Below are 25,973 nucleotides of genomic sequence, written 5' to 3'. Positions count from 1 at the left end.
TGGCGCCGGTCCGCCTCAGGCCAGGCGCTTGTAGCGAACGCGGTGCGGCTGATCGGCCTCCACCCCGGCCCGCCGCCGGTAGTCCTCCTGGTACTCGCTGAAGTTGCCTTCGAACCAGACGACCTCGCTGTCCCCCTCGAAGGCCAGGATATGGGTGGCGATCCGGTCCAGGAACCAGCGGTCGTGCGAGATGACCACGGCGCTGCCCGGGAATTCCAGCAGGGCCTCCTCGAGTGCCCGCAGGGTCTCCACGTCCAGATCATTGGTGGGTTCGTCGAGCAGCAGCAGGTTGCCGCCGGTCTTCAGCAGCTTGGCCAGGTGCAACCGGTTGCGTTCGCCCCCGGACAGGTCGGCGACGCGCTTCTGCTGATCACTGCCGCGAAAATTGAACCGGCCGATGTAGGCCCTTGAGGGCACCTCGTAGTTGCCGACGGTGATCAGGTCCTGGCCGTCGGAGATCTCCTCCCAGACCGTCTTCGCGCCATCAAGGTCGTCGCGGAGCTGATCGATGTGCGAGACCTTGACGGACTCCCCAACCTTGATCTCACCGCTGTCCGGGGTCTCAGCGCCTGTGATCATGCGGAACAGGGTAGTCTTGCCCGCGCCGTTGGGACCGATGACGCCGACGATGCCGCCTCTGGGCAGGGTGAATTCCAGACCCTCCATCAATAACCTGCCGCCAAGGCGTTTGGAGACTCCCTCGGCGACGACCACGACATCCCCGAGCCGGTCGCCGGGTGGGATATAGATCTCGTTGGTCTCCGAGCGCTTCTGATGTTCGCGCGAGGAAAGCTCCTCGAAGCGTTTCAGTCGCGCCTTGCTCTTGGCTTGGCGGCCCTTGGGGTTGCTGCGGACCCATTCGAGCTCGGCCTTCATGCTCTTGATGCGCGCGGCCTCCCCACGTTCCTCGAGTTCCAGGCGGGTCTCCTTCTGGTCGAGCCAGGAGGAGTAGTTGCCCTTCCATGGGATGCCGTGGCCGCGGTCGAGCTCAAGGATCCAGCCCGCGACGTTGTCGAGGAAATAACGGTCGTGGGTCACCGCCACCACGGTCCCCGGGAACTCCTGGAGAAAGCGTTCCAGCCAGGCGACGGACTCGGCGTCGAGGTGGTTGGTTGGCTCGTCCAGGATCAGCATGTCGGGATTCGAGAGCAGGAGTCGGCACAAGGCGACCCGACGGCGTTCGCCACCAGACAGCGTGGTGACATCGGCATCCCACTCGGGCAGGCGCAGGGCATCGGCGGCGACCTCCAGCTTGCGGTCGAGCTGATGGGCGTCGGCGGCCTGGATGATGTTCTCCAGGTGCGCCTGTTCGGCGGCCAGCTTGTCGAAATCGGCGTCGGGTTCAGCATAGGCGGCATAGACCGCATCGAGCCGTGCCTGCGCCTCGGTGATGTGACGCAGGCCGTCCTCGACGTTGCCGCGCACATCCTTTTCCGGATCCAGTACGGGCTCCTGCGGTAGATAGCCGATCTCGATGCCGGGCTGGGGGCGGGCCTCGCCCAGATGGTCGGTGTCGACCCCGGCCATGATGCGCAGCAGGGTGGATTTCCCGGCACCGTTGTAACCGAGCACGCCGATCTTCGCCCCGGGGAAGAAATTCAGGGAGATGTCGCGGAGTATCTCCTTCTTCGGCGGTACGACCTTGCCGACACCGCTCATGGTATAGATGTATTCAGCCATATCCTGACAGTACGGGGTTCGAAACGGGGCGCTATTATACTCCCCACGCCCACTCATACCCGAGTAATCGCGGAAGACATCGAGGAATCCATGCAAACCCGTTCCGAACTCAACGTCTATCTCGGTGAGGCGCTCGCGCGCTACAGCTTCGGTGAGGACCATCCCTTCGGGCCGAAGCGCTACGATGCCTTCAGGCTGCACTTCGAGTCGCTCGGTCTCGACAAACGCAGTGACCTCATCGCTCCCGTGGTCGCCACCGAGCGAGAGCTACTGCGTTTCCACACCGACGACTACCTGGAGCAGGTCAAGACGCAGTCGGTGACCGGTGCCGGCTACCTGGACTACGGTGATACGCCAGCCTTCCCGGGGGTCTACGAGGCCGCCTCGACGGTCGTCGGCACGGTACTCGACGGCCTGCGGCGTATCATGGAGCGGCGCTGCCGGCGAGTGTTCGTGCCCATCGCCGGGCTCCACCACGCGCGGCGCGATTCTGCCGCCGGTTTCTGTGTCTTCAACGACTGCGGTGTGGCGATCGAGTCGCTGCTCGGCGAATACGCCTGCGCGCGGGTGGCCTACGTGGACATCGACGCCCACCACGGTGACGGTGTTTACTACGCGTTTGAGGGCGCGCCCGGGGTGATCTTCGCCGACCTGCACCAGGACGGGCGCACCCTGTATCCCGGCACCGGTTTCGCCACCGAGACCGGCACCGGCCACGCGAAGGGGACCAAGCTCAACGTCCCGATGCCGCCCGGGTCCGACGACACGGCGTTCCTGGAGGTCTGGCCCCGCGTGGAGGCGCTGATCGCGCAATTCCCGCCCGAGGTGATCCTGTTCCAGTGCGGTGCCGACAGCATCGCGGGTGACCCGATCACACAGATGCACTACTCACCGAAGGCCCACGCCCATGCGGCGACCCGCCTGCGTTCACTGGCCGACGCCCACTGCGAGGGTCGGTTGCTCGCCATGGGCGGGGGTGGCTACGACCTCTCGAACCTGGCGCACGGCTGGTGCGAAGTGGTCGCGGCGATGTCCTGAAGCCTCATGCGATAGGGGGCCAGGGATCCGCCGGGAGCGGACGCGCGGATACGGTATAATGCCGCGCTTTCGCCATACACCAGACTTCCCGGAGCAGAACCATCGTGTTTCCCAAAGACATGACCATCGCCGGTTTCGACGACGAGCTGGCCGAGGCGATCGCCGCCGAGAAGCGGCGCCAGGAAGAGCATATCGAGCTGATCGCCTCCGAGAACTACGCGAGTCCCCGCGTGCTCGAGGCACAGGGTTCCGTGCTGACCAACAAGTATGCCGAGGGCTATCCTGGCAAGCGCTACTATGGGGGCTGCGAGAACGTCGACGTGGCCGAGCAGCTCGCGATCGACCGCGCGAAGGCCCTGTTCGGCGCGGCCTACGCCAACGTCCAGCCCCATTCCGGATCGCAGGCCAATGCCGCGGTCTATCTGGCGCTGCTGAAACCCCACGATACGATCCTCGGCATGAGTCTCGCCGACGGCGGACACCTGACTCACGGCTCGAAGGTGAACTTCTCCGGCAAGATCTTTAACGCCGTGCAGTACGGAATCCATTCCGACAGCGGCGAGGTGGATTACGAGCAGGTCGAGACACTGGCGCGGGAGCACCGGCCGAAGATGATCGTGACCGGTTTTTCCGCCTATTCGCGTATTCTCGACTGGCAGCGGTTCCGGACCATCGCCGACGAGGTCGGGGCGCTGCTGTTCGCGGACATCGCGCATGTGGCCGGCCTGATCTCAACCGGCCTCTACCCGAGTCCGATTGATATCGCCGACGTCACCACGACCACCACACACAAGACCCTGCGCGGGCCCCGCGGTGGCCTCATCCTCGCCCGGGAGAACCCGGAGATCGCGAAGAAACTTAACAGCATGGTCTTTCCCGGAACCCAGGGCGGCCCCCTGATGCACGTCATTGCCGCCAAGGCCGTTGCCTTCAAGGAGGCGCTCGAACCGGAGTTCCGCAGCTATCAGGAGCAGGTCCTGAAGAACGCCCGGGTGATGGCCGCCGGCTTCGTCGAGCGCGGTTACAAGGTAGTCTCCGGTGGGACGGACGATCACCTGTTCCTGGTCGATTTCATCGATAAGGGGCTCACCGGCAAGGCGGTGGACGCGGCCCTGGGCAGCGCCAACATCACCGTCAACAAGAATGCCGTGCCGAAAGACCCGCAGTCCCCGTTCGTGACCAGCGGGATCCGCGTGGGATCGCCGGCCATCACTACCCGGGGTTTCCGCGAGGGGGAGGCGCGCGAGCTCACCGGCTGGATGTGCGACGTGATCGACGCCATCGGCGACGAGTCCGCGCTGGCTCAGACTGTCGAATCGGTGCGATCGCGAGTACTGGATCTCTGTGCCCGCTTTCCGGTCTACGGGGGATGATGTGCGACACCGGCACCGCCTGCGGGCCTGGCATGTTGCGTTGCTGCGGGTTTAATCGCACCAGGTTGCAGGGGTATCAACCGGGGAGCGCCGCGAGGTGAGATGTCCGTTCTGCAACGGGCAGGACACGCGGGTGGTCGATTCGCGGCTTGCCGGTGAGGGCGACCAGATCCGGCGGCGTCGACTGTGTCCGTCCTGCGGTGAGCGCTTCACCACCTACGAGTACGCCGAGCTGAACCTGCCCCGCGTGGTCAAGCGGGACGGAAGGCGCGAACCCTTCTCCGAGCAGAAACTGCGCAAGGGTCTGCTCTATGCGCTGGAAAAAAGGCCGGTCTCGACCGACCGCGTAGAGGCGGCCATCGACCGCATCAAGCGCCGCGCCCTGACCTCAGGCGAGCGGGAGATCCCGTCGAGGCGGATCGGCGAGTGGTCGATGGACGCCCTTAGGGGACTGGACCAGGTCGCCTATGTGCGGTTCGCGTCCGTCTACCGCAGCTTCGAGGACATCCGGGCCTTCCGCGAGCTGGTCGAACTGCTGGAGCAGGACCTGACGCCGGAGATGCTGGACAGTCAGATGACGCTGCTCGAAGAAGACAAGCCTCCGAAGCCGTGATCCCCCTCTCCCCGACCCTTGTCGCTCGCGACCCCCGGAGATGGGATCGCCTCGCCGATCCGTCCCGGTCAGCATAACGATGAGCGACGCGCGGGACGCCCGCTACATGGCGCGCGCGCTTCGCCTTGCCGGGCGCGGCCTGTACACCACCGATCCGAATCCCCGAGTCGGTTGTGTCCTGGTGCGCGGGGACGAGATCGTCGGGGAGGGTTGGCACGAACGTGCCGGCGGCCCGCACGCCGAGTTGGAGGCCCTGCGGGAGGCTGGCGACCGTGCGCCCGGAGCGACCGCCTACGTGACCCTGGAGCCGTGCGCGCACTACGGCCGGACACCTCCCTGCTCGGATGCATTGCTGCGGGCGGGCGTCGCCCGGCTCGTGGTGGCCATGGTGGATCCCAACCCCCTGGTTGCGGGACAGGGTATCGCGAAACTGCGGGACGCCGGGATCGAGACCGAATCCGGTCTCATGGCGGAACAGGCCGAGGCACTCAACCGGGGTTTCCTCTCGCGCATGCGATCGGGTCGGCCCTGGGTGCGCGTGAAGACCGCCATGAGCCTCGACGGGCGTACCGCCATGGCCTCTGGGGAGAGCCAGTGGATTACGGGAGAGGCGGCGCGGCGTGACGTGCAGCACCTGCGCGCGCGCAGTTCGGCGGTATTGACAGGGGTTGGTACCGTGCTCGCCGACGATCCCTCGCTCAACGTTCGGTTGACCGCAGCGGAACTCGGCATCGTTGAGCCGGTCCGCCATCCGCTCAGGGTTGTGCTCGACAGCGAACTGCGGACCCCGACCGATGCGAAAATGCTGGCGCTGCCGGGCCAGATGCTGATCCTCACTACGTCGCAGGACGCAGCACGCATCGACACCTTGCGCGAGTCGGGCGCGGAGGTGGCGCAGGTCGAAGGATCCGCGACCGGGCTCGATCTCCAGGCTGTCATGGAGACGCTGGCGGTGCGCGAGGTCAACGAGGTGCACGTGGAGGCCGGTGCGACACTGACCGGCGCGCTGTTGGCGGAGGGCCTGGTGCACGAACTGGTCGTGTACATGGCGGCCCATCTGATGGGTGACGGGGCGAGAGGTCTGGCCTGCTTGCCTGCCGTATCAACGATGAGCGATCGGATCGACCTGAGATTTACCGAAGTGCGGTTCGTCGGACCGGACCTGCGTATGATCCTGCACCCGACGGGTTCGGGTAAGGAATGATTGTCTGGAGGGTTACAACGGCATGTCGACGGTCGTAGCAGTCCGGAAAGGTTCGCACGCGAGTATCGCGGCCGATACGCTCACCACCTTCGGTGATACCCGATTGGCGAGCCACTACGAGATGGCGCACGACAAGATCCGCCGCTTCGGCGACAGCTACATGGGGATGGTCGGAAGCGCGGCCCACCACATCGTGATGGAGAACCTGCTGGGGGGCAGCGGGTCTTCAACGCGCTTCGGCAGCCGGCTCGAGATCTTCGAGACCCTCCTGACGCTGCACCCGACCCTGAAGGAGAAATACTTCCTCAACCCCAAGGACGAGGACGACGACCCCTACGAGTCGAGCCGCATGGACGCCCTGATCGTCAACCCCCATGGGGTGTTCGCCTTCTATTCGATGCGCGAGGTCTTCGAATACAGCCGCTTCTGGGCCATCGGGTCGGGCGCCGAGTTCGCCCTGGGCGCCATGCACGCGCTCTATGATCGCCTGGATGAGGCGGATGCCATCGCCCGTGCCGGGGTCGAGGCGGGGGCGGAGTTCAACAACGCCACGTCGTTACCGATGACGCGGTACACTGTCAGGCTGGATTGAGTCAGGACGCGATCGAATGTTCACTGGAATCATCGAGGCGGTCGGCCGGATCGGCGCCGTCGAGCCGAAAAGCGAGGACACGCGGGTACGCGTGGAGGGGGGCAAGCTCGACCTTTCCGGGGCGTCGCTGGGCGACAGCATTGCGGTGAACGGGGTGTGCCTGACCGTCACGTCGATGGACGCGGGCGGTTTCTGGGTCGACGTCTCCGGCGAGACCCTGTCGAAGACAACCTTCGGTGGTCTGCGCACCGGGTCGGCGGTCAATCTGGAGCAGGCCCTGACGCCGCAGTCCCGGCTCGGCGGTCACCTGGTCAGCGGCCATGTCGACGGGATCGGACACGTGACCTCGCGGCAGCCCGACGGGCGTTCGGTGCGTTTCACCATCACCGTGCCGGACGCGCTGGCGCATTACATTGCCACCAAGGGCTCCGTATGCCTGGACGGCGTGAGCCTGACGGTCAACCGGGTCGAGGGGAACGCATTCGACGTCAATATCATTCCCCACACCCTGGAGGAGACCACGCTTCAAGACTACCAGCCGGGGACGAGAGTCAACGTGGAGGTCGATCTGCTGGCGCGCTACCTCGAGCGTCTGCTGAGCCGCGGGTCGAACACGGGCGCCGGGGGTTCCGGCATCGATTACGAATTACTGGCGAAACATGGCTTCGCCGGCTGAAGCGGTACCCGTCATGAGCAGTCCTTTCAATACCATCGAGGAAATCGTCAACGATATCCGTCAGGGGCGGATGGTGGTTATCGTGGACGACGAGGATCGGGAAAACGAGGGTGACCTGCTGATGGCCGCCTCGATGGTCCGTCCCGAGGATGTAAACTTCATGGCGCGTTACGGCAGGGGGTTGATCTGCCTCACGCTGAACCGGGAGCGATGCCGGCAACTCAATCTTCCGCTGATGGTCGGATCCACCAACGACCAGCAGACCACGAACTTCACGGTCTCCATCGAGGCGCGAGAGGGAGTGACCACCGGGATCTCGGCCTATGATCGCGCCCACACGATCCGCACGGCGGTGTCTCCGAACGCCACGGCCGAGGACATCGAGCAGCCGGGACACATCTTTCCGCTGATGGCGCAACCCGGGGGCGTGTTGACCCGCGCGGGGCATACCGAGGCGGGCTGCGACCTCGCACGACTGGCGGGGCTGGAACCAGCCGCGGTGATCGTCGAGATCCTCAACGAGGACGGCAGCATGGCGCGGCGTCCCGACCTGGAGATCTTCGCCCGGGAACACGGCCTGAAGATGGGGACTATCGAGGATCTCATCCGATATCGCGTGGAGAACGAACGCACGATTCGTCCGGTCGAGGAAATGCCGCTTGAGACGGAATTCGGCGAGTTCCGCTTGGTCGCCTTCGAGGAGATCTCCGGAAAGGAACTACACCTGGCGCTGGTGTGCGGCGAGGTGTCGCCGGAACGGCCCGTACTGACGCGCGTTCATATCGAGAATACGCTTTGCGATGTCCTGGCGGTCCGGGGAGAGAGCTGCGGCTGGCCCCTCAGGGATGTAATGCGCAAGGTGGCCGCGGAGGGCAGTGGCGTGATCGTACTGTTGCGCCGCCTGCCGGATGCCACCGCGTTACTGAAGGACTTTCGCAATCTGAAGTACGGGCTGGAAACCGCGCGTCAGCGTTCTTCCCGGCAGGGTCTTGCCGACCGGCGCACCCTGGGGATCGGGGCCCAGATCCTGGTCGAGTTGGGCGTGCGCAAGATGCGCGTCATGAGCGCCCCGCAACGGTTCCATGGCCTGGGTGGTTTCGGCCTGGAGATCGTCGAATACGTTCAATGACGCCACCGCCCGTGTATCACGCGCATGGGCGGCGGCGCGGGTGTAAGTCGGAAATATCGTAATCAGATTGAGGAAGGGAGATGACCGGCATTGGTACCATAGAAGGCGCACTCGTCTCAGGAGACGCGAAATACTGCATCCTGGCCTCGCGTTTCAACGGGTTCATCGTGGAGAAACTCGTAGCCGGGGCGCTGGATACACTCGGCCGTCATGGCGTGTCCGAGGCTGACGTCGAGCTGATCTACGTCCCCGGGGCCTGGGAACTCCCGCTGGCGGCAAAACGCGTGGCCGCCGCGCGCCGTGCCGACGCGGTCATCGCGCTCGGCTGTGTCATCCGGGGATCGACCCCGCATTTCGACTACGTTGCCGGGGAGTGCGCCAAGGGGTTGGCCAGGGTCTCCCTGGACCATGAACTGCCGGTGCTCCTCGGTGTGCTGACCACCGACACCATCGAGCAGGCGATCGAACGTGCGGGCACCAAGGCCGGGAACAAGGGAGTGGACGCCGCGATGGGCGCGATTGAGATGGTCAACCTGCTTCAGGAACTCAAGGGTTGACATCGGTGGCCCCCTGTCAAGCAGGCCCGTACTGGGTACGGTGGCGGAGATCCGATAGTTCGGTATGAGCGCAATCCCCAATCAATTGCGTCACCAGCGGCACTGGGCCAGAAGGCTCGCCCTGCAGGCTATTTACCAGTGGCAGGTCGGCGGCGGGGAGACCGGGGAGATCCTCGACCAATTCGCACTGGACGAGAACATGCGTCGGGCCGACGCGGATTATTTCCGTGAACTCGTGCGCGGCGTGCGCGACAATACCGCGGAACTCGATGCGGAAATCGGGAGGTATGCCGACCGCGCCGTCTCCTCGATCGATCCGGTCGAGCTGGCGCTGCTCAGGTCGGGGTGCTATGAACTCGTCCATCGTCCCGACGTGCCGTTCCGGGTGGTAATTACCGAGGCGGTATCGCTGGCGAGGAAATTCGGCGCCGAGGACGGTTACAAGTACGTCAACGCTGTTCTTGACGGCGTGGCCGAGCGGACCCGCGCCACCGAGGCCAACCCCGGCGGATGACGCAATCCCCGGGGCGGACGGGCGCGGGGAATGGGGACGACACCGGCGGTGAATTCGCGCTGATCGACCGCCATTTTCGTCGCCCTGCGTTGCGCGACGACGTACGGGTCGGCATCGGCGACGACGCGGCGGTTCTCTCCGTTGCGGCAGGCCGGCTGCTCGTGACCTGCACGGATACCCTGGTATCGGGAGTCCACTTCCCAAGCGATACGGCGCCCTTCGCCATCGGACACAAGGCCCTCGCGGTCAATCTCAGCGACCTGGCCGCCATGGGGGCGCAACCGCAATGGGCAACGGTCGCGATCACTGCGCCCTCGGCAGACGGCGCGTGGTTCGAGGACTTTGCCGCCGGCCTGCGCGATATCGCGGGTCGATACGGGTTGGACATCGTCGGCGGAGACACCACGCGCGGCCCGCTCTCGGTGACGGTTCAGGCGCTGGGGACGGTCGCCGGGGACGGTTACCTGCGACGGGGCGGCGCGCGCCCGGGCGACGGTCTGTACGTGACAGGTACACTCGGAGACGCGTGCCTGGGTCTACGCGGTGTGTTCGGAGAGATCGAACTGGACGAGGCGTCGCGCCAGTACTGCCGGTCGCGGCTGGATCTGCCGGTGCCCAGGGTGGAAACCGGGATGAGGCTTGCGGGATTCGCGAGTGCGGCGATCGATGTCTCCGATGGTCTGATCGCCGACCTGGGCCATGTGCTTCGGGAAAGTGCCGGGGTGGGGGCGGAGATCATGCTCGATGCGTTGCCGTTGTCCGAACCCGTTCGGGCCATCCTGGATGCCGGGCGACGGGAAGTCGATTGGGAGCTGCCCCTCGCCGGGGGGGACGACTACGAACTGCTGTTTACCGTGATGCCGGAAGCGGAACACGAGGTGGGGAGCAGACTCGGCGACATCGGGCACCGGGTGACGCGTATCGGGCGCATCGTCGCGCGGCCGGGAATCCGATTTCACGACGGGGAGGTCGAGCGACGAATCGAGTTGCATCCGGGATACGAGCACTTCCGATGAGCAGCGCCCAGACAATCGTCACGGCGCGTTTTGTCTTCTCGAATCCGGTACGCTTTCTCGCTTTCGGATTCGGGTCCGGACTGTCGCCGGTTGCCCCAGGTACCGCCGGCACGGTAGCGGCCGTTCCGCTGTATCTCCTGATGGCGCCACTGCCCACCGGAATCTATCTGCTGCTGACAGCTAGCGTGTTTGTGGCAGGCATACCGATCTGTGGGCGTGCGGCAAGCGACCTCGGGATTCACGACCACGGTGGCATCGTCTGGGACGAGATAGCGGGATACCTGATCACCATGGCCTTCGTACCGGGGGGGTGGCCCTGGGTGATCGCCGGGTTCCTCGCGTTTCGCCTGTTCGACGTCCTGAAGCCCTGGCCGATCGGCTGGGCCGACGCCCGGGTGTCGGGTGGTTTCGGCATCATGCTCGACGACGCTATCGCCGCGCTGTATGCAGCCCTGTTGCTGTGGCTGATCCAGGTGCTCTCGGGCAGTCTGTCGACGATATAGTATTATCCATAGGGACAAGAAATCCGGAACAGGAGTAGCGTTCAAGGCTCACCGGACGTCTCGTCGCGATAGTGCGTCCGCAGCGAAGCGAAATCGAGTTTCAGGGGGTTCTCCAAACGATGAATAACGAGACGTTCCAGATACCCAAGAAACGCAGGCCGGTTACGATCTGGATACACCCAGAAGGGCGGGTCGTAGGATCGATGTTCGTTCTCCCCCAGAGCGCCCACTCCGTCGGTGAGGAGAAACCGATTGAGGTACTGAACCATCCCGATCCGTTCCTGGTGATCGCGCTGGATGAGTCCGGAGAGATCCGCTTCTACAACAAGCGTTCGATCGTGCGGGTGATCTATCCACAGGAGTTGCCGGAACAAAGCGCGGAACTGGTGAGGCTCGCATGCAGCCTGCACATGATGGACGGCACCCGGTTGAAAGGTACGATCCAGGAGCTCCTCCCGCCGGAGAACGCACGCCTTTTCGACTACATCAACAGCAGGAGCGGCGGTGGCAGTTTTGTGAAGATCCACCTCGATGACGGGGACGTTTGCTTCGTGAATACCGCCTATATCGTTCAGGTCGCGCCGGAGGAGTGAATCTACCATGACGCCTCCCCGGCAAATCGGTGCACCATTGCCGAGCGCGATTGTATGCAATTGGCAGTCGGGTCCGCTTCTGCCCATGCGAGCCTGACGGCCGTGATGGGACTGCTCGGGGGACTGCTCGGGGGACTGCGCGCCGACCGCCTGCTGGACAAGGTCCTGGCTTCCGGGAACCTGGAATCGGCGGACAGCGCCCAGGCCATCGATCGTCTGAAGGGGCTCGGCGGGGCGGCCATACCGAAGCTTATCGCAAGGCTCGAAACCGCGCCGCGCAGCGAGTCCGAAGCGATCGTCGCGCTACTGTCGAAACTGGCGGACAACCGCCACCTGAACGCCTTCTATCCGGCGCTGGAAAGTCCGGATCCCAGAGTCGTCAACGGTGTCGTTACGGCCCTGAAAAACGCCCGCGGCATCGATTCGTCACGTTTCCTCGCGCTGTTCGACAACCCCGACATCTCCAAGCCGGCACTGCTCGGGATTCTCTCCGCCCACAGCGACGGAATCCCGGCGGAGGGCCTGCTGCGGCAGGCATCGAAGCTGGAGCACTCGGACCTGGTCATGCTGTTCCGGATCATCAAGAGTATTGCGGATCCCGCCCTGGCGCCCCATCTCGTTTCGCGCCAGAACGCCAAGGCCCCGGCGCTGCGTACTCAGATCGCGAAGTCGCTCGCCAGTTTCAACGACCCGACCGTGCAGTCGGCGCTGCGTGGGATGCTGGATGACGAGAGCCGCGCCGTGAGGTTGGCCGCCCTGGAGTCTCTCATTCAGCTGGACGCCGGTATGGACGTGGCCCAGTTGTGCGGGATGCTCAGTGATCAGGATCTGAAGATGCAGGAGAAGGTCGTCGACGCCCTGGTGAAGATGAAGGATCCCTCGACCGTGCGGCACCTGGTCGGTCCGCTTCGCGACGAGTCGGAGTATACGCGGCGAGCGGCGGTCGAGGTGTTGAACGAGCTTGCCGAGGCGGATTCCATCAAGGACCTGCTCGTGGCGATCAAGGACGAGGACTGGTGGGTGCGCAGCCGCGCGGCCGACGCCCTGGGAACGATCGGGGGACCGCGGGTGGTGGACGCGGTCGTCCACCTGATTCGCGACGACGACGAATTCATCCGGCGCATGGCCGTCGAGATCATCAATTCCACCGGAGACGAGCGGACCTACGACGCGCTCATCGACGCGCTGGGCGACAGCGATTGGTGGGTGCGAGAACGCGCCATCGACGGACTGGCGGCGCTCGGCAACGCGAAGGCCGTGCCCGTTTTGCTGAAGATGCTCGGTAAGGAGCAGTCGGACGAGAAGATGATTGGTGTCATCGTCCGCGCACTGTCGACACTCGGTGCCACAAAGGCGATAAAACCCTTGTTGGGTCTGCTGCAATCGAGCTCGGATGCCGTGCGCCGCGAGGTGCTCGAGACGCTCGCCGTGATTACCGACGAGCCGAATGCCCCGATAGTGATTCAGGAGATCGAAAGGGCCCTGCGCGACGCACCCGAGGGGATTCGGAATCAGGCCACGGGTCTGTCACGCAAGCTCGCAGCGATGTGTTCCTCGACCGATGTCTCGGCAGACGATCGGGGATCGCTGGTGACGCCTCGGGATTCATGGAGCGGACTCGGTACGGTCTCGATGGCGGGCTCGGTGACACGCGAGGCCGGAACACTGAAAAGCGGGGCCGTCGATCCCTCGGGTATGGAACCTGGCGATCTTCTCGCGGACCGTTACCGCTTCATCCGGCAGGTCGGCAAGGGTGCTTTCGGCACCGTGTATCTGATGGAAGACCAGATGGTGCGGGAGGAACTGATACTGAAGTTCCTCAATGCGCGGGTGGCTTCCGACGAGACGGTCATCAAGCGCTTCGTGCACGAGCTGCGCTTCGCGCGAAAGATCACCCATCCGAACGTGATCCGGATCTACGACCTGATCACCTTCGGGGATTCGCCGGCAATTTCGATGGAGTATTTTCCGAGTCACACGCTGGGCGCCGAGATCCGCGGTGGCAAGACGTCGGATCCGGTCCGCACGCTAAAGATCCTGCGTGACGTTTGCGAGGGGATGATGTGCGCCCACCACGCCAATGTGATTCACCGGGACCTGAAGCCGAACAACATACTGATCGATGACAACGATGTCGTGAAGATTGTGGATTTCGGTGTCGCCGCGGCCTCGCGGGACATGGAAACACGCCTGACCAAGACAGGGCTGATCATCGGGACGCCAACCTACATGTCCCCCGAACAGGTCCTCGGCAAGAAACTCGACGCGCGGGCGGACATCTACTGCCTGGGGGTTATGATGTACGAGATGCTCACCGGCGAGCCACCCTACTCGGGCGATGACAGCATGTCGATTATGTATCAGCATGTCCAGGGCAGGGCGCGGCCCCCGCAGGAAAGTAACCCGCGCGTGTCCGGCGACCTTGGCGACATCGTATTGAAGGCCATGGCGGCGAAGGTGGACCAACGATTCCAGTCGATGGAGGAACTGAAGCAGCAGGTCGACAGACAACTCGCCCTGACCAGGGCCGAATCTGGGTGAACGCGACCGATCAATGTCGCGCTGCGGGATTGCGTTACCGCAGCGTCCCAGGCGGGTGTCAGCCATGCCTCGCATAGACGCCTTTCTCAAACTCGGCCTGGAACAGGGATGTTCCGATGTCCATCTCGCCGTCGGCGTACCGCCGATGCTTCGTCTGCACGGCGAGTTGTTGCCGATCAAGTTTCGCGACCTGGGGGATGCGGAACTGGAAGGCTACATGACGGAGATCCTCACCAGTTCGCAACAGTCCCGGTTCAACAGCGGATCGGACCTGGATTTTTCGTACATGTCCGAAGGTGCGGGCCGTTTCCGGGTCAACCTGTTCAGAAAGTCCAGCGGTATCGGAGCGGTGCTGCGGTACATTCCCTCTGAAATCCCGGGCATCGCCGCGCTGGGCCTTCCGGATGCGGTTCGGACGGTCACGGGTTATAACCACGGGCTGGTTCTGATCACCGGTTCGACCGGAACCGGCAAGTCCACGACGCTGGCGGCCATCATCGACGACCTGAACACTACGCGACAGAGCAATATCATCACTCTCGAGGACCCGGTGGAATTCATTCACCACAGCAAGCGCTCGCAGGTCATACAACGCGAGTTGGGGACCCATGTGCGTACCTTTTCCGACGGTCTGCGCTCGGCATTGCGCGAGGACCCCGATATCATTCTCGTCGGGGAGATGCGGGACCCCGAGACGATCGGCATGGCGATGTTGGCGGCGGAAACCGGCCATCTGGTGCTCGGTACCCTGCATACGACCTCGGCGGTCAAGTCGATCGACCGCATGCTGGACGCCTTGCCGGCCGAGCAGCGTGTGCAGGGCAAGGCATTCCTGTCGCAGAGCCTGCGGGCGGTGGTCACGCAGACGCTGGTCCGTACCTTCGACGGGCGTGGCCGCAAGGCCATCGTCGAGATCATGTTCTCGACCCCCGCGATCGCAAATCTCCTGATGAGCGACAAGACGTTTCAGATTCCCAACCAGATCCAGACCGGTCGGTCGCGGGGAATGCAGTTGATGGACCAGGCGTTGCTGGATGCCGTTCAAACCAAACAGGTTGACCCCGATGACGCATACCTGCACGCGGTCGATAAGAAATCCTTCCAGCGGTTCGTCACGGATCCCAATCTGTTACCCAAGATCGATCTCGCCGGTGGGTGAGGGACGGCCCGGCCCGGACACACGATGACCAGACTGGACGCACTGCTGGATTTCATGGTCGCACAGGGCGGATCCGATCTGCACCTGATCGCGGGCGATCCGCCGCGCATGCGCCATTATGGTGAGCTTGCCAGGATGGGAGACGAGATCGTGTCCCGCCAGGACGCGGAGGACAATCTCTACGGGATCCTTTCGCCGAGAATCCGGGAAGTCTTCGAGACCTGGGACAACGCCGACTTCACCTATGCCAGGGATGACGAGTCCCGCTTCCGCGTCAACATGTTTCGCCATCTCGGCGGCGTCGGGGCGGTGTTCCGCTACGTTCCCGCCGCCGCGTACACGCTGGAAGAACTCGAAATGCCGTCGATTGTGCACAACCTTTGCATGCAGCGGCGCGGCATGATTCTGGTGACTGGAAAGACGGGCTCGGGCAAGTCCACCACGCTCGCGGCAATGGTGAATGCCATCAACGAGCGGGTACGAGGCCACATACTCACCATCGAGGATCCGATCGAGTTCGTCCATTCGCGAAAGAAGTGCCTGATCAGTCAGCGCGAGGTGGGTGAACACACTTCGGGATTCGCGGAAGCCCTGAAATCGGCCCTGCGTGAGGACCCCGACATCATCCTGGTGGGTGAAATGCGCGATCTGGAGACCGTGAGCCTCGCGGTCACGGCGGCGGAGACCGGGATTCTCATTCTCGGGACCCTGCACACCAACAGCGCGGCGGCATCCATCGACCGGATTATCAACACCTTCCCGGGGGACAAACAATCCCATGTGAGAACGATGCTGTCGACTTCGCTGCGGGGTGTGATCGCCCAGCAACTACTCAAACGCGAGGACAGGCAAGGCATGGCGGCCGCGGTGGAGATCATGGTCAACACGCCGGCCGTGGCAAACACGATTCGCGAAGGAAAGCTGGATCAACTGGAAAATGCCATCCAGGGAGGTGCGTTGATGGGGATGCAGAGCATGGACAACGCCCTGCGGGGGTTGCTGGACCGCAATGTGATCAGTGGCAAGACGGCGTACGCCGCGGCGCAGGTCAAGGCGCAGTTCGAAAGGTATGTCGGGGCGGGCGGAGGGGGGTTGTGACACCTTCCAGGCTCGCGCCGGAGGGATACCGCCGGCTGCGGCGCGGATGGCTTGCCGCGTCGATGATCATGCTGGCTGGCGCCGGGCACCAGGCGTGCGCGGTCGACGATATCCTGGTCATGGGCCTGTTCGAGGGCAAGGCCGTGGTCGTGATCGACGGGAAGCGGCGGGTCCTGTCCAACGGGGAGACGAGCCCCGAGGGGGTCACCCTGATCCGGGCGAACCCGGACGAGGCCGTGCTGGAGATCGGAGGCAGGCAGGCCGTCTATTCGCTCGGGTCCCGGGTACATTCCAATTTCGCGCCGCGCGAGGCCCCGAGTGTGACGGTGCCGAGGGGAGCCGACGGTCTGTATGCGGTGTCTGGATCGATCAACGGGCACAGCACGCGTTTCCTGGTCGATACCGGCGCTTCCGCGGTGGCTCTGAGCGAGACGGATGCCAGGCGCATGCGCCTGGACTACAAGCGGACCGGGGAGCGAGTGCGCGTGGAGACGGCCTCCGGTCCGACGATCGCGTACCGGGTCCGGCTCGCCAGGGTGACCGTCGGAGGTGTGATGCAAAGGAATGTCGAGGCCTACGTCATGCCGGGAAACGAGCCCGAGCGGATCCTGCTCGGGATGTCGTTTCTGAACCGGTTCAAGATCCGCAACGACGGCCGGGTCCTTTACCTCGAACTGAAGTACTGACTCTCGACACCCGACAGGCTCCTAGTGCGCCCCTTTTCGGGCGATCGGTCGAATCCCATGCAGCGTAGCGGGGGACTGCCGGGCGGCGGCCGCCAGGCTATGAATAATAGTCCATTGCTTGCCGTATTCTGGCAATATCAGGGAGAGGCACGGGCACTTCATATTACCTGGTGCTGTGCGGTCACCGTCAGGGTGGCGTATCGAACCCGGCGGTCTTTCGGGTGGAGCCAAGGGCAGCAGATGACGGGAACGGTCAGATCATGCGCGGTCCTGTTCGCCGATATCGCAGGCAGTACGCGTCTGTACGAGGAATTCGGCGACTCGCGCGCCCAGGACATGGTGACCGGTTGTCTGTTGAGGCTCACCGAGACCTGCGTCCGCCACCACGGGAAGGTGGTCAAGACCGTCGGCGATGAGATCATGTGCTGGTTCCCCACGGCGGACGATGCGGTGAATTCCGCGCAGGAGATGCACGACCTGCTGAGGGCGCGGGAGCAGATCGACCCGCAGACCCCGTCGGTCCGGATAGGCCTGCACTTCGGCGAGGCCATCTTCGAGCGCAACGATATCTTCGGTGATGCGGTGAATCTGGCGGCGCGCATGACCGCGGTCGCCAAGGCGCGGCAAATCATCACGACCGAATCCACGGTGGACAGGCTGTCGGCCCCGCTCTCCGCCAATACTCGGTTGTTCGACCGTGCGACGGTGCCCGGCAGGCAGGGTGAGGTCACGATGTACGAGGTCCTTTGGGAGGGCGAGGACGCCACCCATATCATCAGCCGTGTGTCACTGATTGGCAGCGAAACGATGCAATTCCTCAGGGTGTCATGCGGTGATTCGGAGGAACTCATCGGGCCCGATACCCTGGAATTCACCATCGGGCGCGGGGCCCAGCGCAACCTGGTCGTCCCCTCAGAACTTGCCTCGCGTCTCCATGGCCGCATCGAGTTTCGACGCGGCAAGTATGTATACGTCGATCTGAGCACCAACGGGACCTTCATCCGTAGCCAGGACGGGCAGGAGACCTACCTGCGCCGGGAGGAGATGCCGCTGTGGGGTAGCGGATTCATCAGCCTCGGACGTTCGGTGACCGAAGGAGACCCTAACCTCATCCGGTTTTCCTGCGAGTAGGGCACGCTTCGGGAGGCGGGCGATGCTCCCGGCGACGAATCGCTTCCCATCTCCAAACGGCCCCCCTTCGATCCAGTGTTGTACACGGCCGTGCTCTGGTACCATCGGCGCGTTTCTCAATCTACCCTGCGAAGCCCCGGGATATGAAGGTACGCACGCGATTCGCCCCCAGCCCAACCGGATATCTTCATATCGGCGGTGTCAGAACCGCTCTGTTTTCCTGGCTCTATGCCAGGCGAATGGGGGGTGAATTCATCCTGCGAATTGAGGACACCGATCGCGAACGTTCCACCGAGGCTTCTATCGACGCGATTCTTCAGGGCATGGAGTGGTTGGGACTGGACTACGACGAGGGCCCATTCTACCAGACGCAGAGGATGGCACGTTACCAGGAGGTCATCACCCGGTTGCTGGACGAGGGCAAGGCGTACTACTGTTACTGTACGCGGGAGGAACTCGACGCCCTGCGCGAGGAGCAGCTTAAAAAAAAGCTGAAGCCACGCTACGATGGCCATTACCGCGACTATTCGGGGCCGCCGAGGAAAGGTGTGGAGCCGGTCGTCCGGTTCAGGAATCCGCTTTCGGGGACCGTGGTCGTCGACGACATCGTGCGTGGTAAGGTCGCGTTCAACAACGAGGAACTCGACGACCTGGTCATCGCCAGGGCCGACGGGGCGCCGACCTACAACTTCGCCGTTGTCGTGGACGACATGGACATGGAACTGACCCACGTCATTCGGGGCGACGACCACCTGAACAACACCCCGCGCCAGATCAATATCTTCCGCGCGCTGGGCGTCGAACCGCCGCGTTACGCCCACATTCCGATGATCCTCGGGGAGGACGGGAAGAAGCTCTCCAAGCGACATGGCGCGGTCAGTGTCATGCAGTATCGCGACGATGGCTATCTGCCGGATGCGCTGGTCAACTATCTCGTGCGCCTCGGCTGGTCGCACGGCGACCAGGAAATCTTTTCGAGGGAAGAGATGATCGCCCTGTTCGACGTAGAGGACATCAACCAGTCGGCTGCCGCGTTCAACACGGAAAAACTGCTATGGTTGAACCAGCACTATCTCAGGTCTGCCCACTACGAGGACTGTGTGGAGATGCTCGACCACCAGTTCACCCGGCAGGGAATCTCGACGGACAACGGTCCGGATCGCAAGACGCTGTTCGATGTCCAGAAGGAAAGGACCCGGACACTGGAGGAACTGGTCGCACAGAGCCGGTATTTCTACGAGGACTTCGACGACTACGACGCCAGTGCGGCCAAGAAGCAGTTGCGACCCATTGCAATGGAGGCGATGCGGACACTTCGCGAACGCCTTGCCGAGGTTTCCGACTGGCGAGCCGAGACCTTGCATGAGGTCGTGAAGGATGTCGCCGAATCCCTGGACCTGAAACTCGGCAAGGTCGCGCAACCATTGAGGGTGGCCGTGTCGGGCGGTCCGGTATCGCCGTCCATCGACGCGACGCTGGAACTGCTCGGCAGGGACAGTTCCCTGGCGCGCATCGATCGGGCGATCCGGTATATCGAGGCGCGCGCTGCCGGGCAGGAGGCGCCGGCTTGACACTCCATCGGCGCGTATCGTAGATTGGGTGACTTACCTCGGGGGCTATAGCTCAGCTGGGAGAGCGCTACACTGGCAGTGTAGAGGTCGGCGGTTCGATCCCGCCTAGCTCCACCAATAGATACTTTCAGGAACTCCACTAAACACCGCAAAAACCCATAAGCCTGCAATCCTGCAGGCTTTTTGTTGCTCGCTACTCCAAGCTGGTGTATACAGATCCACGGATGCCCCATCAATTTTGGTGGTAGATTCTGGCCGATCTACCATCATTTTTGAAATCTACCAACATCCCAGTAGCGGAATCTATCAACATCGAGGAGGCGGGAATGGCACGGAGAACAGATGCCCTCAACGTGGCCGGCATCAATGCGCTGAAACCCCGGTCGAAGGACTACAAGGTCAGCGATGGTCGCGGACTTTATCTGCTGGTAACGGCTGCGGGCGGGAAGTTGTGGCGCTTCAATTATCGATTCGCCGCCAAGCAGAAACAGATTACCCTCGGAAAGTATCCGGACGTGAGTCTCAAGAGCGCCCGGGATCGGCGGGACAAGGCGCGCGTCCTGATTGCCGACGGCGTTGACCCGATCGCCGCAAAGAACGCGCGCAAGACGGCGGCACATGTCCTCGACGAAAACAGTTTCGAGGTCATAGCCCGCGAGTGGTACCAGAAGCAAAAGACAGCATGGACCGATTCGCACAGCTCACGGATCATCCGGCGGCTTGAGCGCGACGTGTTCCCCTGGTTGGGCAAGCAGCCCGTCAAGAAAGTCGAGGCCCCGGAAATTCTGTCCGTAGTGCGCCGTATCGAGGAGCGCGGTAGCGTGGAAACGGCGCATCGGGCATTGCGGGACATCTCGTCCGTATTCCGGTACGCCATCGCCACGGCACGCCACACACGGAATCCGGCGGTCGATCTACGCGGGGCGCTGCCGCCCGTGAAGAAGGGTCATTTCCCAGCGCTCACCGAACCCAAAGAGGTGGGGGCGTTGCTTCGCGTCATCGATGGGTATCAGGGTGACTTCGTGACCCGCTGCGCCCTGAATCTCTCGCCCCTGGTTTTCCTCCGCCCAGGAGAGCTACGGCGCGGCGAATGGTGCGAGATCGACCTGTCCCATTCCGAATGGCGCATTCCAAGCGAGAAGATGAAGGGCAAGGCGGATCACATTGTGCCGCTGTCCCGCCAGGCCGCGGCGATCCTCGAGGAGCTGTGCGAACTGACCGGTAACGGGCGGTACCTTTTCCCGAACGCCCGACACCGCGATAGACCCATGAGCGAAAATGCCGTGCTGGCAGCGCTACGGGCCCTTGGATACGACAAGACGCGCATGGTCCCTCACGGATTTAGAGCTATGGCCCGCACATTGATGGACGAGGTGCTGCACGAACGGCCCGAGCTGATCGAACACCAATTGGCCCACCAGGTCCGCGATCCGCTCGGCCGAGCCTACAACAGGACGAGCCACCTACCCGAGCGCAGGGCGATGATGCAACGGTGGGCCAACTACCTGGACACGCTGCGCGCCGGCGCGGACGTCGTGCCAATCTCTACCAGGGTAACGAAGTGACCGCGCGGGTCTTACCCGTATAATCGAACCCGCCGGGGCTAGGGTAGCTCCCGACCATCCGCTCCCTTGGCGGATCGCCCCGGTGCTTCTAAAGGGATCGCACTTGCGAGGGGGGGTGCGCGATGCCGACCGTCGAGGACCTGCTACAGGACGCCACGAACCGGGTTGCCAGTCTTTCCGATTCCGATATAGCCGCGCTGCGCCGATGCGGACGGGCGCAGGCCCTGCCGCTTTGGAAGGCGGTCCATGTAGTGCTGAATATTCCTCCTCCTGATGGGATAGACCTGAACAATGAAGACGAATTTGATGACAATTCCAAGCGCGCGTTCTGTCTGCAGCATGGTTTTCCTAAAGCTGGTGAGGACATGTTACTTGTTCGTCAACATCTACTCGACGAGAACACGCCTGAGATAGGTCCGTATCAGATAAAGGGGCTTTATTACCAAGACGTTAACGCGCGGCAAACTTTTACCGCTTCGGAGGTGAAAACCTGGTGCACGAATTACGGCCATAGCCCGGTGGCCTACGGCGACGCTACCCGCGACCCCATCACGGCGGATATGCCTTTCATGAACCCGACCAACCCCAACTATGCGCCTGAGCTGGCGGCGGCCGTCGATGTGTGGTTGAAACTGTTCCGGGGCGTGGAGGATCGAAAGACCGTCAACATGACATACCATGTTCACAAACTGCACCCGGAACTCGGATCGCGGGGTACGAAGCGCATCGTCACCATCCTTAGGCAGAACGAAAGAAAAAAATAAAAATTAGGGTGTCCCGTCGAAACCCGTCTGTGGCGCGGGTTCTGGCCAAATCCACCCCATCTGGTACCCCTTTGCGCCTAATCTGGGACGCTACCGCACGCCGCGCGGATGATGTCTCCTATCGTCTCCACGTTACATCACGGAGAGCGCAGGACATGTCACACAAGGCCGAGGCGAAGAAACCCGCATTATTGAGGCTGTGCCAGATCATCCCTGATCGTATCCCGGTCAGCCCGTCCAACTGGTACTCCGGGGTGAAGTCGGGTCGATACCCGCCGGGAATCCAATTGGGGCCGAGGACGACTGCGTATCGCGAAGACCAGATAGACCGGCTGGTCCGAACCGGCGACTGGCGCACAAAAGAGGAACGCGCGGCACAGGAGGAGGGTTGAGCGGGGCGGGGGGACCCCCGGCCGGACGGGGCCGGGGGTGACACCTAATCGAATCGAGCGGATATCCAGCACTCACGATAGAGACCGGACAGATAGTATATCCCGTGCCAATCCTGCTCACAGCACGGGCCGCCAGGGCCGCACACGATACACCCCGCCCGACTACCCCGCCATCGACGCGTACGCGCTGGCGGTGCTGCCGGCGCTCCTCGCGCGGTGGCTGCCGGACGGGCGTCGGCAGGGAAACGAGTGGGTGGCCCGAAACCCTCGTCGCGACGACCGCCGACCAGGGTCGTTTAGCGTAAATGTTGTCACCGGGCGCTGGGCGGACTTTGCCAACGGGGATCGCGGCGGCGACCCCATCTCGCTGGCTGCTTACCTGCATGATATATCTCAGTCCGACGCCGCGCGCAAGCTGACGGACATGCTGGGGGTACGGTGATGAACGACCCGCATCCTTTCGATCCGCTGTGCGAATCCGAGCGGCGGGCGCCTGGCAAAAACCTGCTCAAGAAATGGATCCCGATCACTCCGGTCCCGGCCGACGCGCCGAAGCCCAAGTCGCGTCACTCCAAGCTGGGGGCGCCCTGCCGGATATGGGCCTACCGTGACGCGGACGGCGCGGTACTGACCCTCGTATACCGGTTCGAGGCGCGAAACGGCGCGGGCAAGCAAACCCGGCCGCTGTCCTACTGTCGCCACGGCGAGACGGATAAAACTGCCTGGCAGTGGAAGGCGCTACCCGCACCCCGTCCGCTGTACGCGCTGAACCGGCTGGCCGCACATCCCGATGCGACGGTCATCGTAACCGAAGGGGAAAAGGCCGCCGATGCCTGTCAGGAACTATTTCCTCTCCATGTAGCAACTACGCCACCGAACGGCGCGCAGTCTCCTCAGCACGCCGACTGGTCGCCACTGGTCAAACGCACGATATGGATCTGGCCGGATCATGACAAGGCCGGACAGGGCTACGCGAGAGCGGTGGTCCGGCTCGTGTTCGAAGCGGGCGCTGCTCGAGTCGCGGTGATCGACCCGGACGGGTTCCGCCGGCTGCCGGAAGGGACCGAGCGTGAAACGCTCCCCGAGAAATGGGACGCGGCGGACGCGCACGAGGAGGGGTTCGCCGTCGAGGCCGCGGCGCGGATCGCGGCGGGACCTGGGTTCCTCGTCGAGGCGGCGCAGCAGGTCGAGTTCCCCGAACTTGATGCGAGGCCGTGCTACGTCGTGTTGGATGCGGCCACAGAGTTACGCGGACGCCAGTACCCGGCGGGTGTGTATTACTGCGCGATGGAGCATCACGAAGACGGACAGCACCCGGTCCAGACGTGGATCTGCTCTCCGGTCCATATTGACGCGCTGACTTTCGACCACCAAGAGAACAACTTCGGGAGGCTGCTTCGGTTTCTGAACCCGCTCGGACGGTGGCGGGAATGGGGGATGCCGATGGAGCTGCTACGCGCCGATGGCGCGGAACTTCGCGGCGAGTTGCTGGCCATGGGTGTCGAGCTCGAACCGCAACAGGCGCGGCGCATGCTCCCAGCCTACCTCCAGCATGTGCATCCGACCCGGCATGTCCACTGCGCCCTGCAGACCGGGTGGTGTAACGGGTCGTTCGTGCTGCCAGATGTGGTGATCGGGCCGGACGCGGCTGATGTCATCTATCAGAGCGGTGTACGTCAGCACGACGCGTACACGGTAGCCGGCACGCTGGACGGTTGGCGTGACGAGATCGCCGCGCGCGCGGTGGGGTAACCCCGTGCTGTTGGTGGCGATCTCGGCCGGGTTCGGCGGGCCGCTGCTGGCGCGGTGTCACGGCGAGAGCGGCGGGATACACCTCGTCGGCGACAGCGCAACGGGCAAGACGACCGCAGTCGTAGCGGCATGCTCGGTATGGGGGTCAAAAGAATACATGCGTAGCTGGAACGCAACCGCAAACGGCCTGATTGCCGCGGCCGGCGATTCATAATGATTGCTTGCTGGCGCTGGATGAGATCGGGCAGGTAGACGATCCGCGAGACGTGGGGAAAGTCGTCTACGCAATAGCCAACGGAATAGCCAACGGAATAGGTAAACAACGGGCGGACCGGGGCGGAGCGGCGCGCCGCGTCGACCGGTGGCGGTGCGTCGCCGTCTCGAGCGGCGAACACACAATCGAGACCGCCATCCACGAGGCGGGCGGCCGGATCAAGGCGGGACAGGCCGTCCGGCTGCTGGACGTACCCGCACGCGGACGGTATGGCGCATGGGACGATCTGCACGGCGCGGCCAGCGGATCTGCATTCAGCGACGCACTCAAACGCGCGGCGCTCCTGCACCACGGACATGCCGGGCGCGTCTACCTGGACCGGCTGACCCGTGACCCGCGCGACTTCTGCGCGATGCTCGACGAGATCCAGGCGACTTGGCCGGACCCGCCCGAGCACGGGCAGGAAAAGCGGGCGCTCGCCCGGTTCGTTTTGGTCGGACTGGCTGTGGAGGTGGCGATGGAGTATGGACTGACGGGGTGGCCTACGGGCGCGGCGGGGGAGGCGGCGCGCATCGCCTACGAGGCGTGGCGATCATACCGCGCCTCAGGGACGGGGCGGACCCCCGACGAGCATCAGCGAATCTTGCAGGCCGTGGCCGACTTTATCGATCGGCATGGGGATAGCCGATTTTCTGATGCTGATGCGACCCACCCGGGAAAGACCATCGACCGGGCAGGCTGGTGGCGGGACGACCCTGCCGAGGGTCGGTGCTACCTGTTTACTAGCGATGGGATGCGCACGGCGCTGAAAGGTTTCGACTTCAAGCGCGGCCTGACGGCGCTACAGGCTGCCGGGGCGCTGCCGGAGGCGGGAGGCGATGGACGGCGCGCGCATCAATTACGGATCGACGGCATGAAACGCAAACTTTATCCTATCGACCCTGACGCACTTTTGTAGTCATAAAATCGAGGGGGTACAGGGGGTACAGGGGGGTACAGCCAGTAATGACGCGGGTTTTGGCGTACCCTCGCACGATGTGGGCCGGGGTACAGGGGGTACATTCGCGAGCGGAGCTGTACCCCCGGACCCCCACGGTGGTACAGCCGGGGGTACAGATTATGATAATGAAATCAATGCTGTACCCCCTGTACCCCCCGATAACAACAATGTCGGAGGCGCGCAGGAGGGCTCGGACGAGGACGCGGAATACTTCTGATGGCCGGTGCGCTCGCGACTGTGATGGACGCCGGGCTATCCGCCAGGATGGACGAGGGGCGGTTGCGGGGCGTGCCCGTGAACCTGGTCAACTGGAAACCGGCCTCGCCAGAGCCCGCGGGAGCGGCTAGTTAGCTTTCTTATCCCACATATCCCGCTAACTCCGCTTTTTCTCCGGCGCTGACGGTTCCGGTTTCGGTGCCGGCCGGTCGGCATCGACGATCGTCGGGTTTGTGTCCTGCGGTCGGGCCCATGGCGGGGGAGCGTCCCAGTTGATCCTTTCGGCGTTGAGCACGATCGCCGCGGCGCGGTCGTAGCACAACAGGTCAAGGGCTTCGTTACCGCCCTTGCGTCCCATCATCGCCCACCCTTTCGGGGTACGAACCTCCCGGCTTA

At 63.5% G+C, this 25,973-nt stretch carries 24 protein-coding genes, 1 tRNA gene and 1 pseudogene; 24 read left to right on the top strand and 2 right to left on the bottom strand.

The genetic code is table 11. The features are described from left to right. Positions 1-15: 15 nt before the first annotated feature. Positions 16-1,680, bottom strand: coding sequence for an energy-dependent translational throttle protein EttA (gene ettA, locus LJE91_12810; protein ID MCG6869563.1), 1,665 nt, complete (start codon positions 1,678-1,680; stop codon positions 16-18). Between the two features lie 90 nt (positions 1,681-1,770). Between ettA and LJE91_12805 the strand changes: the two genes are divergently transcribed. From LJE91_12805 to LJE91_12690, 24 genes and pseudogenes are all read left to right on the top strand, one after another. After that, positions 1,771-2,718, top strand: a complete 948-nt coding sequence (locus LJE91_12805; protein ID MCG6869562.1) for an acetoin utilization protein AcuC — start codon at positions 1,771-1,773, stop codon at positions 2,716-2,718. Between the two features lie 119 nt (positions 2,719-2,837). After that, positions 2,838-4,091, top strand: coding sequence for a serine hydroxymethyltransferase (locus tag LJE91_12800; protein ID MCG6869561.1), 1,254 nt, complete (start codon positions 2,838-2,840; stop codon positions 4,089-4,091). 97 nt (positions 4,092-4,188) lie between these two features. Then, entirely contained in the window at positions 4,189-4,704 is a 516-nt protein-coding gene (nrdR, locus tag LJE91_12795) for a transcriptional regulator NrdR (GenBank protein ID MCG6869560.1), read from the top strand. 79 nt (positions 4,705-4,783) lie between these two features. Next, entirely contained in the window at positions 4,784-5,908 is a 1,125-nt protein-coding gene (gene ribD, locus LJE91_12790) for a bifunctional diaminohydroxyphosphoribosylaminopyrimidine deaminase/5-amino-6-(5-phosphoribosylamino)uracil reductase RibD (protein ID MCG6869559.1), read from the top strand. A gap of 22 nt (positions 5,909-5,930) precedes the next feature. Further along, a complete protein-coding gene (locus LJE91_12785; GenBank protein ID MCG6869558.1) occupies positions 5,931-6,500 on the top strand; it encodes an MFS transporter in 570 nt (189 codons plus the stop codon). Positions 6,501-6,516: 16 nt separating this feature from the next. After that, on the top strand, positions 6,517-7,176 hold the full coding sequence (locus LJE91_12780; protein MCG6869557.1) for a riboflavin synthase: 660 nt from the start codon (positions 6,517-6,519) through the stop codon (positions 7,174-7,176). Between the two features lie 13 nt (positions 7,177-7,189). Further along, the gene (gene ribB, locus LJE91_12775; GenBank protein ID MCG6869556.1) at positions 7,190-8,305 is read left to right on the top strand and encodes a 3,4-dihydroxy-2-butanone-4-phosphate synthase; all 1,116 of its coding nucleotides are present in this window, start codon (positions 7,190-7,192) and stop codon (positions 8,303-8,305) included. Between the two features lie 80 nt (positions 8,306-8,385). Further along, a complete protein-coding gene (ribE, locus tag LJE91_12770) occupies positions 8,386-8,862 on the top strand; it encodes a 6,7-dimethyl-8-ribityllumazine synthase (GenBank protein ID MCG6869555.1) in 477 nt (158 codons plus the stop codon). A gap of 64 nt (positions 8,863-8,926) precedes the next feature. Further along, positions 8,927-9,376, top strand: a complete 450-nt coding sequence (gene nusB, locus LJE91_12765; GenBank protein ID MCG6869554.1) for a transcription antitermination factor NusB — start codon at positions 8,927-8,929, stop codon at positions 9,374-9,376. Then, positions 9,373-10,392: a thiamine-phosphate kinase gene (gene thiL, locus LJE91_12760; GenBank protein MCG6869553.1), complete on the top strand. Its 1,020-nt coding sequence runs from the start codon at positions 9,373-9,375 to the stop codon at positions 10,390-10,392. Before nusB ends, thiL begins: the two co-directional genes overlap by 4 nt. Beyond that, complete coding sequence (locus LJE91_12755; protein ID MCG6869552.1) at positions 10,389-10,895, top strand: phosphatidylglycerophosphatase A; 507 nt, start codon at positions 10,389-10,391, stop codon at positions 10,893-10,895. Before thiL ends, LJE91_12755 begins: the two co-directional genes overlap by 4 nt. Before the next feature lie 119 nt (positions 10,896-11,014). Next, on the top strand, positions 11,015-11,488 hold the full coding sequence (locus LJE91_12750) for a hypothetical protein (GenBank protein ID MCG6869551.1): 474 nt from the start codon (positions 11,015-11,017) through the stop codon (positions 11,486-11,488). 54 nt (positions 11,489-11,542) lie between these two features. Further along, positions 11,543-14,029, top strand: coding sequence for a HEAT repeat domain-containing protein (locus tag LJE91_12745; protein MCG6869550.1), 2,487 nt, complete (start codon positions 11,543-11,545; stop codon positions 14,027-14,029). A gap of 64 nt (positions 14,030-14,093) precedes the next feature. Continuing rightward, the gene (locus LJE91_12740; GenBank protein MCG6869549.1) at positions 14,094-15,188 is read left to right on the top strand and encodes a PilT/PilU family type 4a pilus ATPase; all 1,095 of its coding nucleotides are present in this window, start codon (positions 14,094-14,096) and stop codon (positions 15,186-15,188) included. A gap of 24 nt (positions 15,189-15,212) precedes the next feature. Beyond that, positions 15,213-16,286: a PilT/PilU family type 4a pilus ATPase gene (locus tag LJE91_12735; GenBank protein MCG6869548.1), complete on the top strand. Its 1,074-nt coding sequence runs from the start codon at positions 15,213-15,215 to the stop codon at positions 16,284-16,286. Beyond that, positions 16,283-16,972 carry a TIGR02281 family clan AA aspartic protease gene (locus LJE91_12730; protein MCG6869547.1) on the top strand — a complete coding sequence of 230 codons (690 nt, stop codon included), beginning with the start codon at positions 16,283-16,285 and terminating at the stop codon, positions 16,970-16,972. Before LJE91_12735 ends, LJE91_12730 begins: the two co-directional genes overlap by 4 nt. Before the next feature lie 240 nt (positions 16,973-17,212). Next, a complete protein-coding gene (locus LJE91_12725) occupies positions 17,213-18,103 on the top strand; it encodes an adenylate/guanylate cyclase domain-containing protein (protein ID MCG6869546.1) in 891 nt (296 codons plus the stop codon). A gap of 143 nt (positions 18,104-18,246) precedes the next feature. Continuing rightward, entirely contained in the window at positions 18,247-19,674 is a 1,428-nt protein-coding gene (gltX, locus tag LJE91_12720; protein ID MCG6869545.1) for a glutamate--tRNA ligase, read from the top strand. Positions 19,675-19,715: 41 nt separating this feature from the next. Next, positions 19,716-19,791: transfer RNA gene (locus LJE91_12715), tRNA-Ala, on the top strand. Between the two features lie 209 nt (positions 19,792-20,000). Next, a complete protein-coding gene (locus tag LJE91_12710) occupies positions 20,001-21,239 on the top strand; it encodes an integrase arm-type DNA-binding domain-containing protein (GenBank protein ID MCG6869544.1) in 1,239 nt (412 codons plus the stop codon). A 122-nt stretch (positions 21,240-21,361) separates the two neighbouring features. Then, complete coding sequence (locus tag LJE91_12705) at positions 21,362-22,003, top strand: hypothetical protein (protein MCG6869543.1); 642 nt, start codon at positions 21,362-21,364, stop codon at positions 22,001-22,003. A gap of 155 nt (positions 22,004-22,158) precedes the next feature. Continuing rightward, positions 22,159-22,395, top strand: a complete 237-nt coding sequence (locus LJE91_12700) for a transcriptional regulator (GenBank protein MCG6869542.1) — start codon at positions 22,159-22,161, stop codon at positions 22,393-22,395. Positions 22,396-22,567: 172 nt separating this feature from the next. Beyond that, positions 22,568-22,837 carry a hypothetical protein gene (locus LJE91_12695; protein ID MCG6869541.1) on the top strand — a complete coding sequence of 90 codons (270 nt, stop codon included), beginning with the start codon at positions 22,568-22,570 and terminating at the stop codon, positions 22,835-22,837. Continuing rightward, positions 22,837-25,319 (top strand): annotated as a pseudogene (locus LJE91_12690) (DUF927 domain-containing protein). Before LJE91_12695 ends, LJE91_12690 begins: the two are co-directional and overlap by 1 nt. Before the next feature lie 415 nt (positions 25,320-25,734). On the opposite strand, the gene LJE91_12685 reads toward LJE91_12690, so the two are convergent. Then, the coding region (locus LJE91_12685; protein MCG6869540.1) for a phage terminase large subunit family protein at positions 25,735-25,973 on the bottom strand (239 nt) is incomplete at its 5' end.

It is taken from the genome of Gammaproteobacteria bacterium, assembly GCA_022340215.1.
Taxonomy (GTDB): Bacteria; Pseudomonadota; Gammaproteobacteria; order JAJDOJ01; family JAJDOJ01; genus JAJDOJ01.
This window is presented reverse-complemented; position numbering and strand designations above follow the sequence as displayed.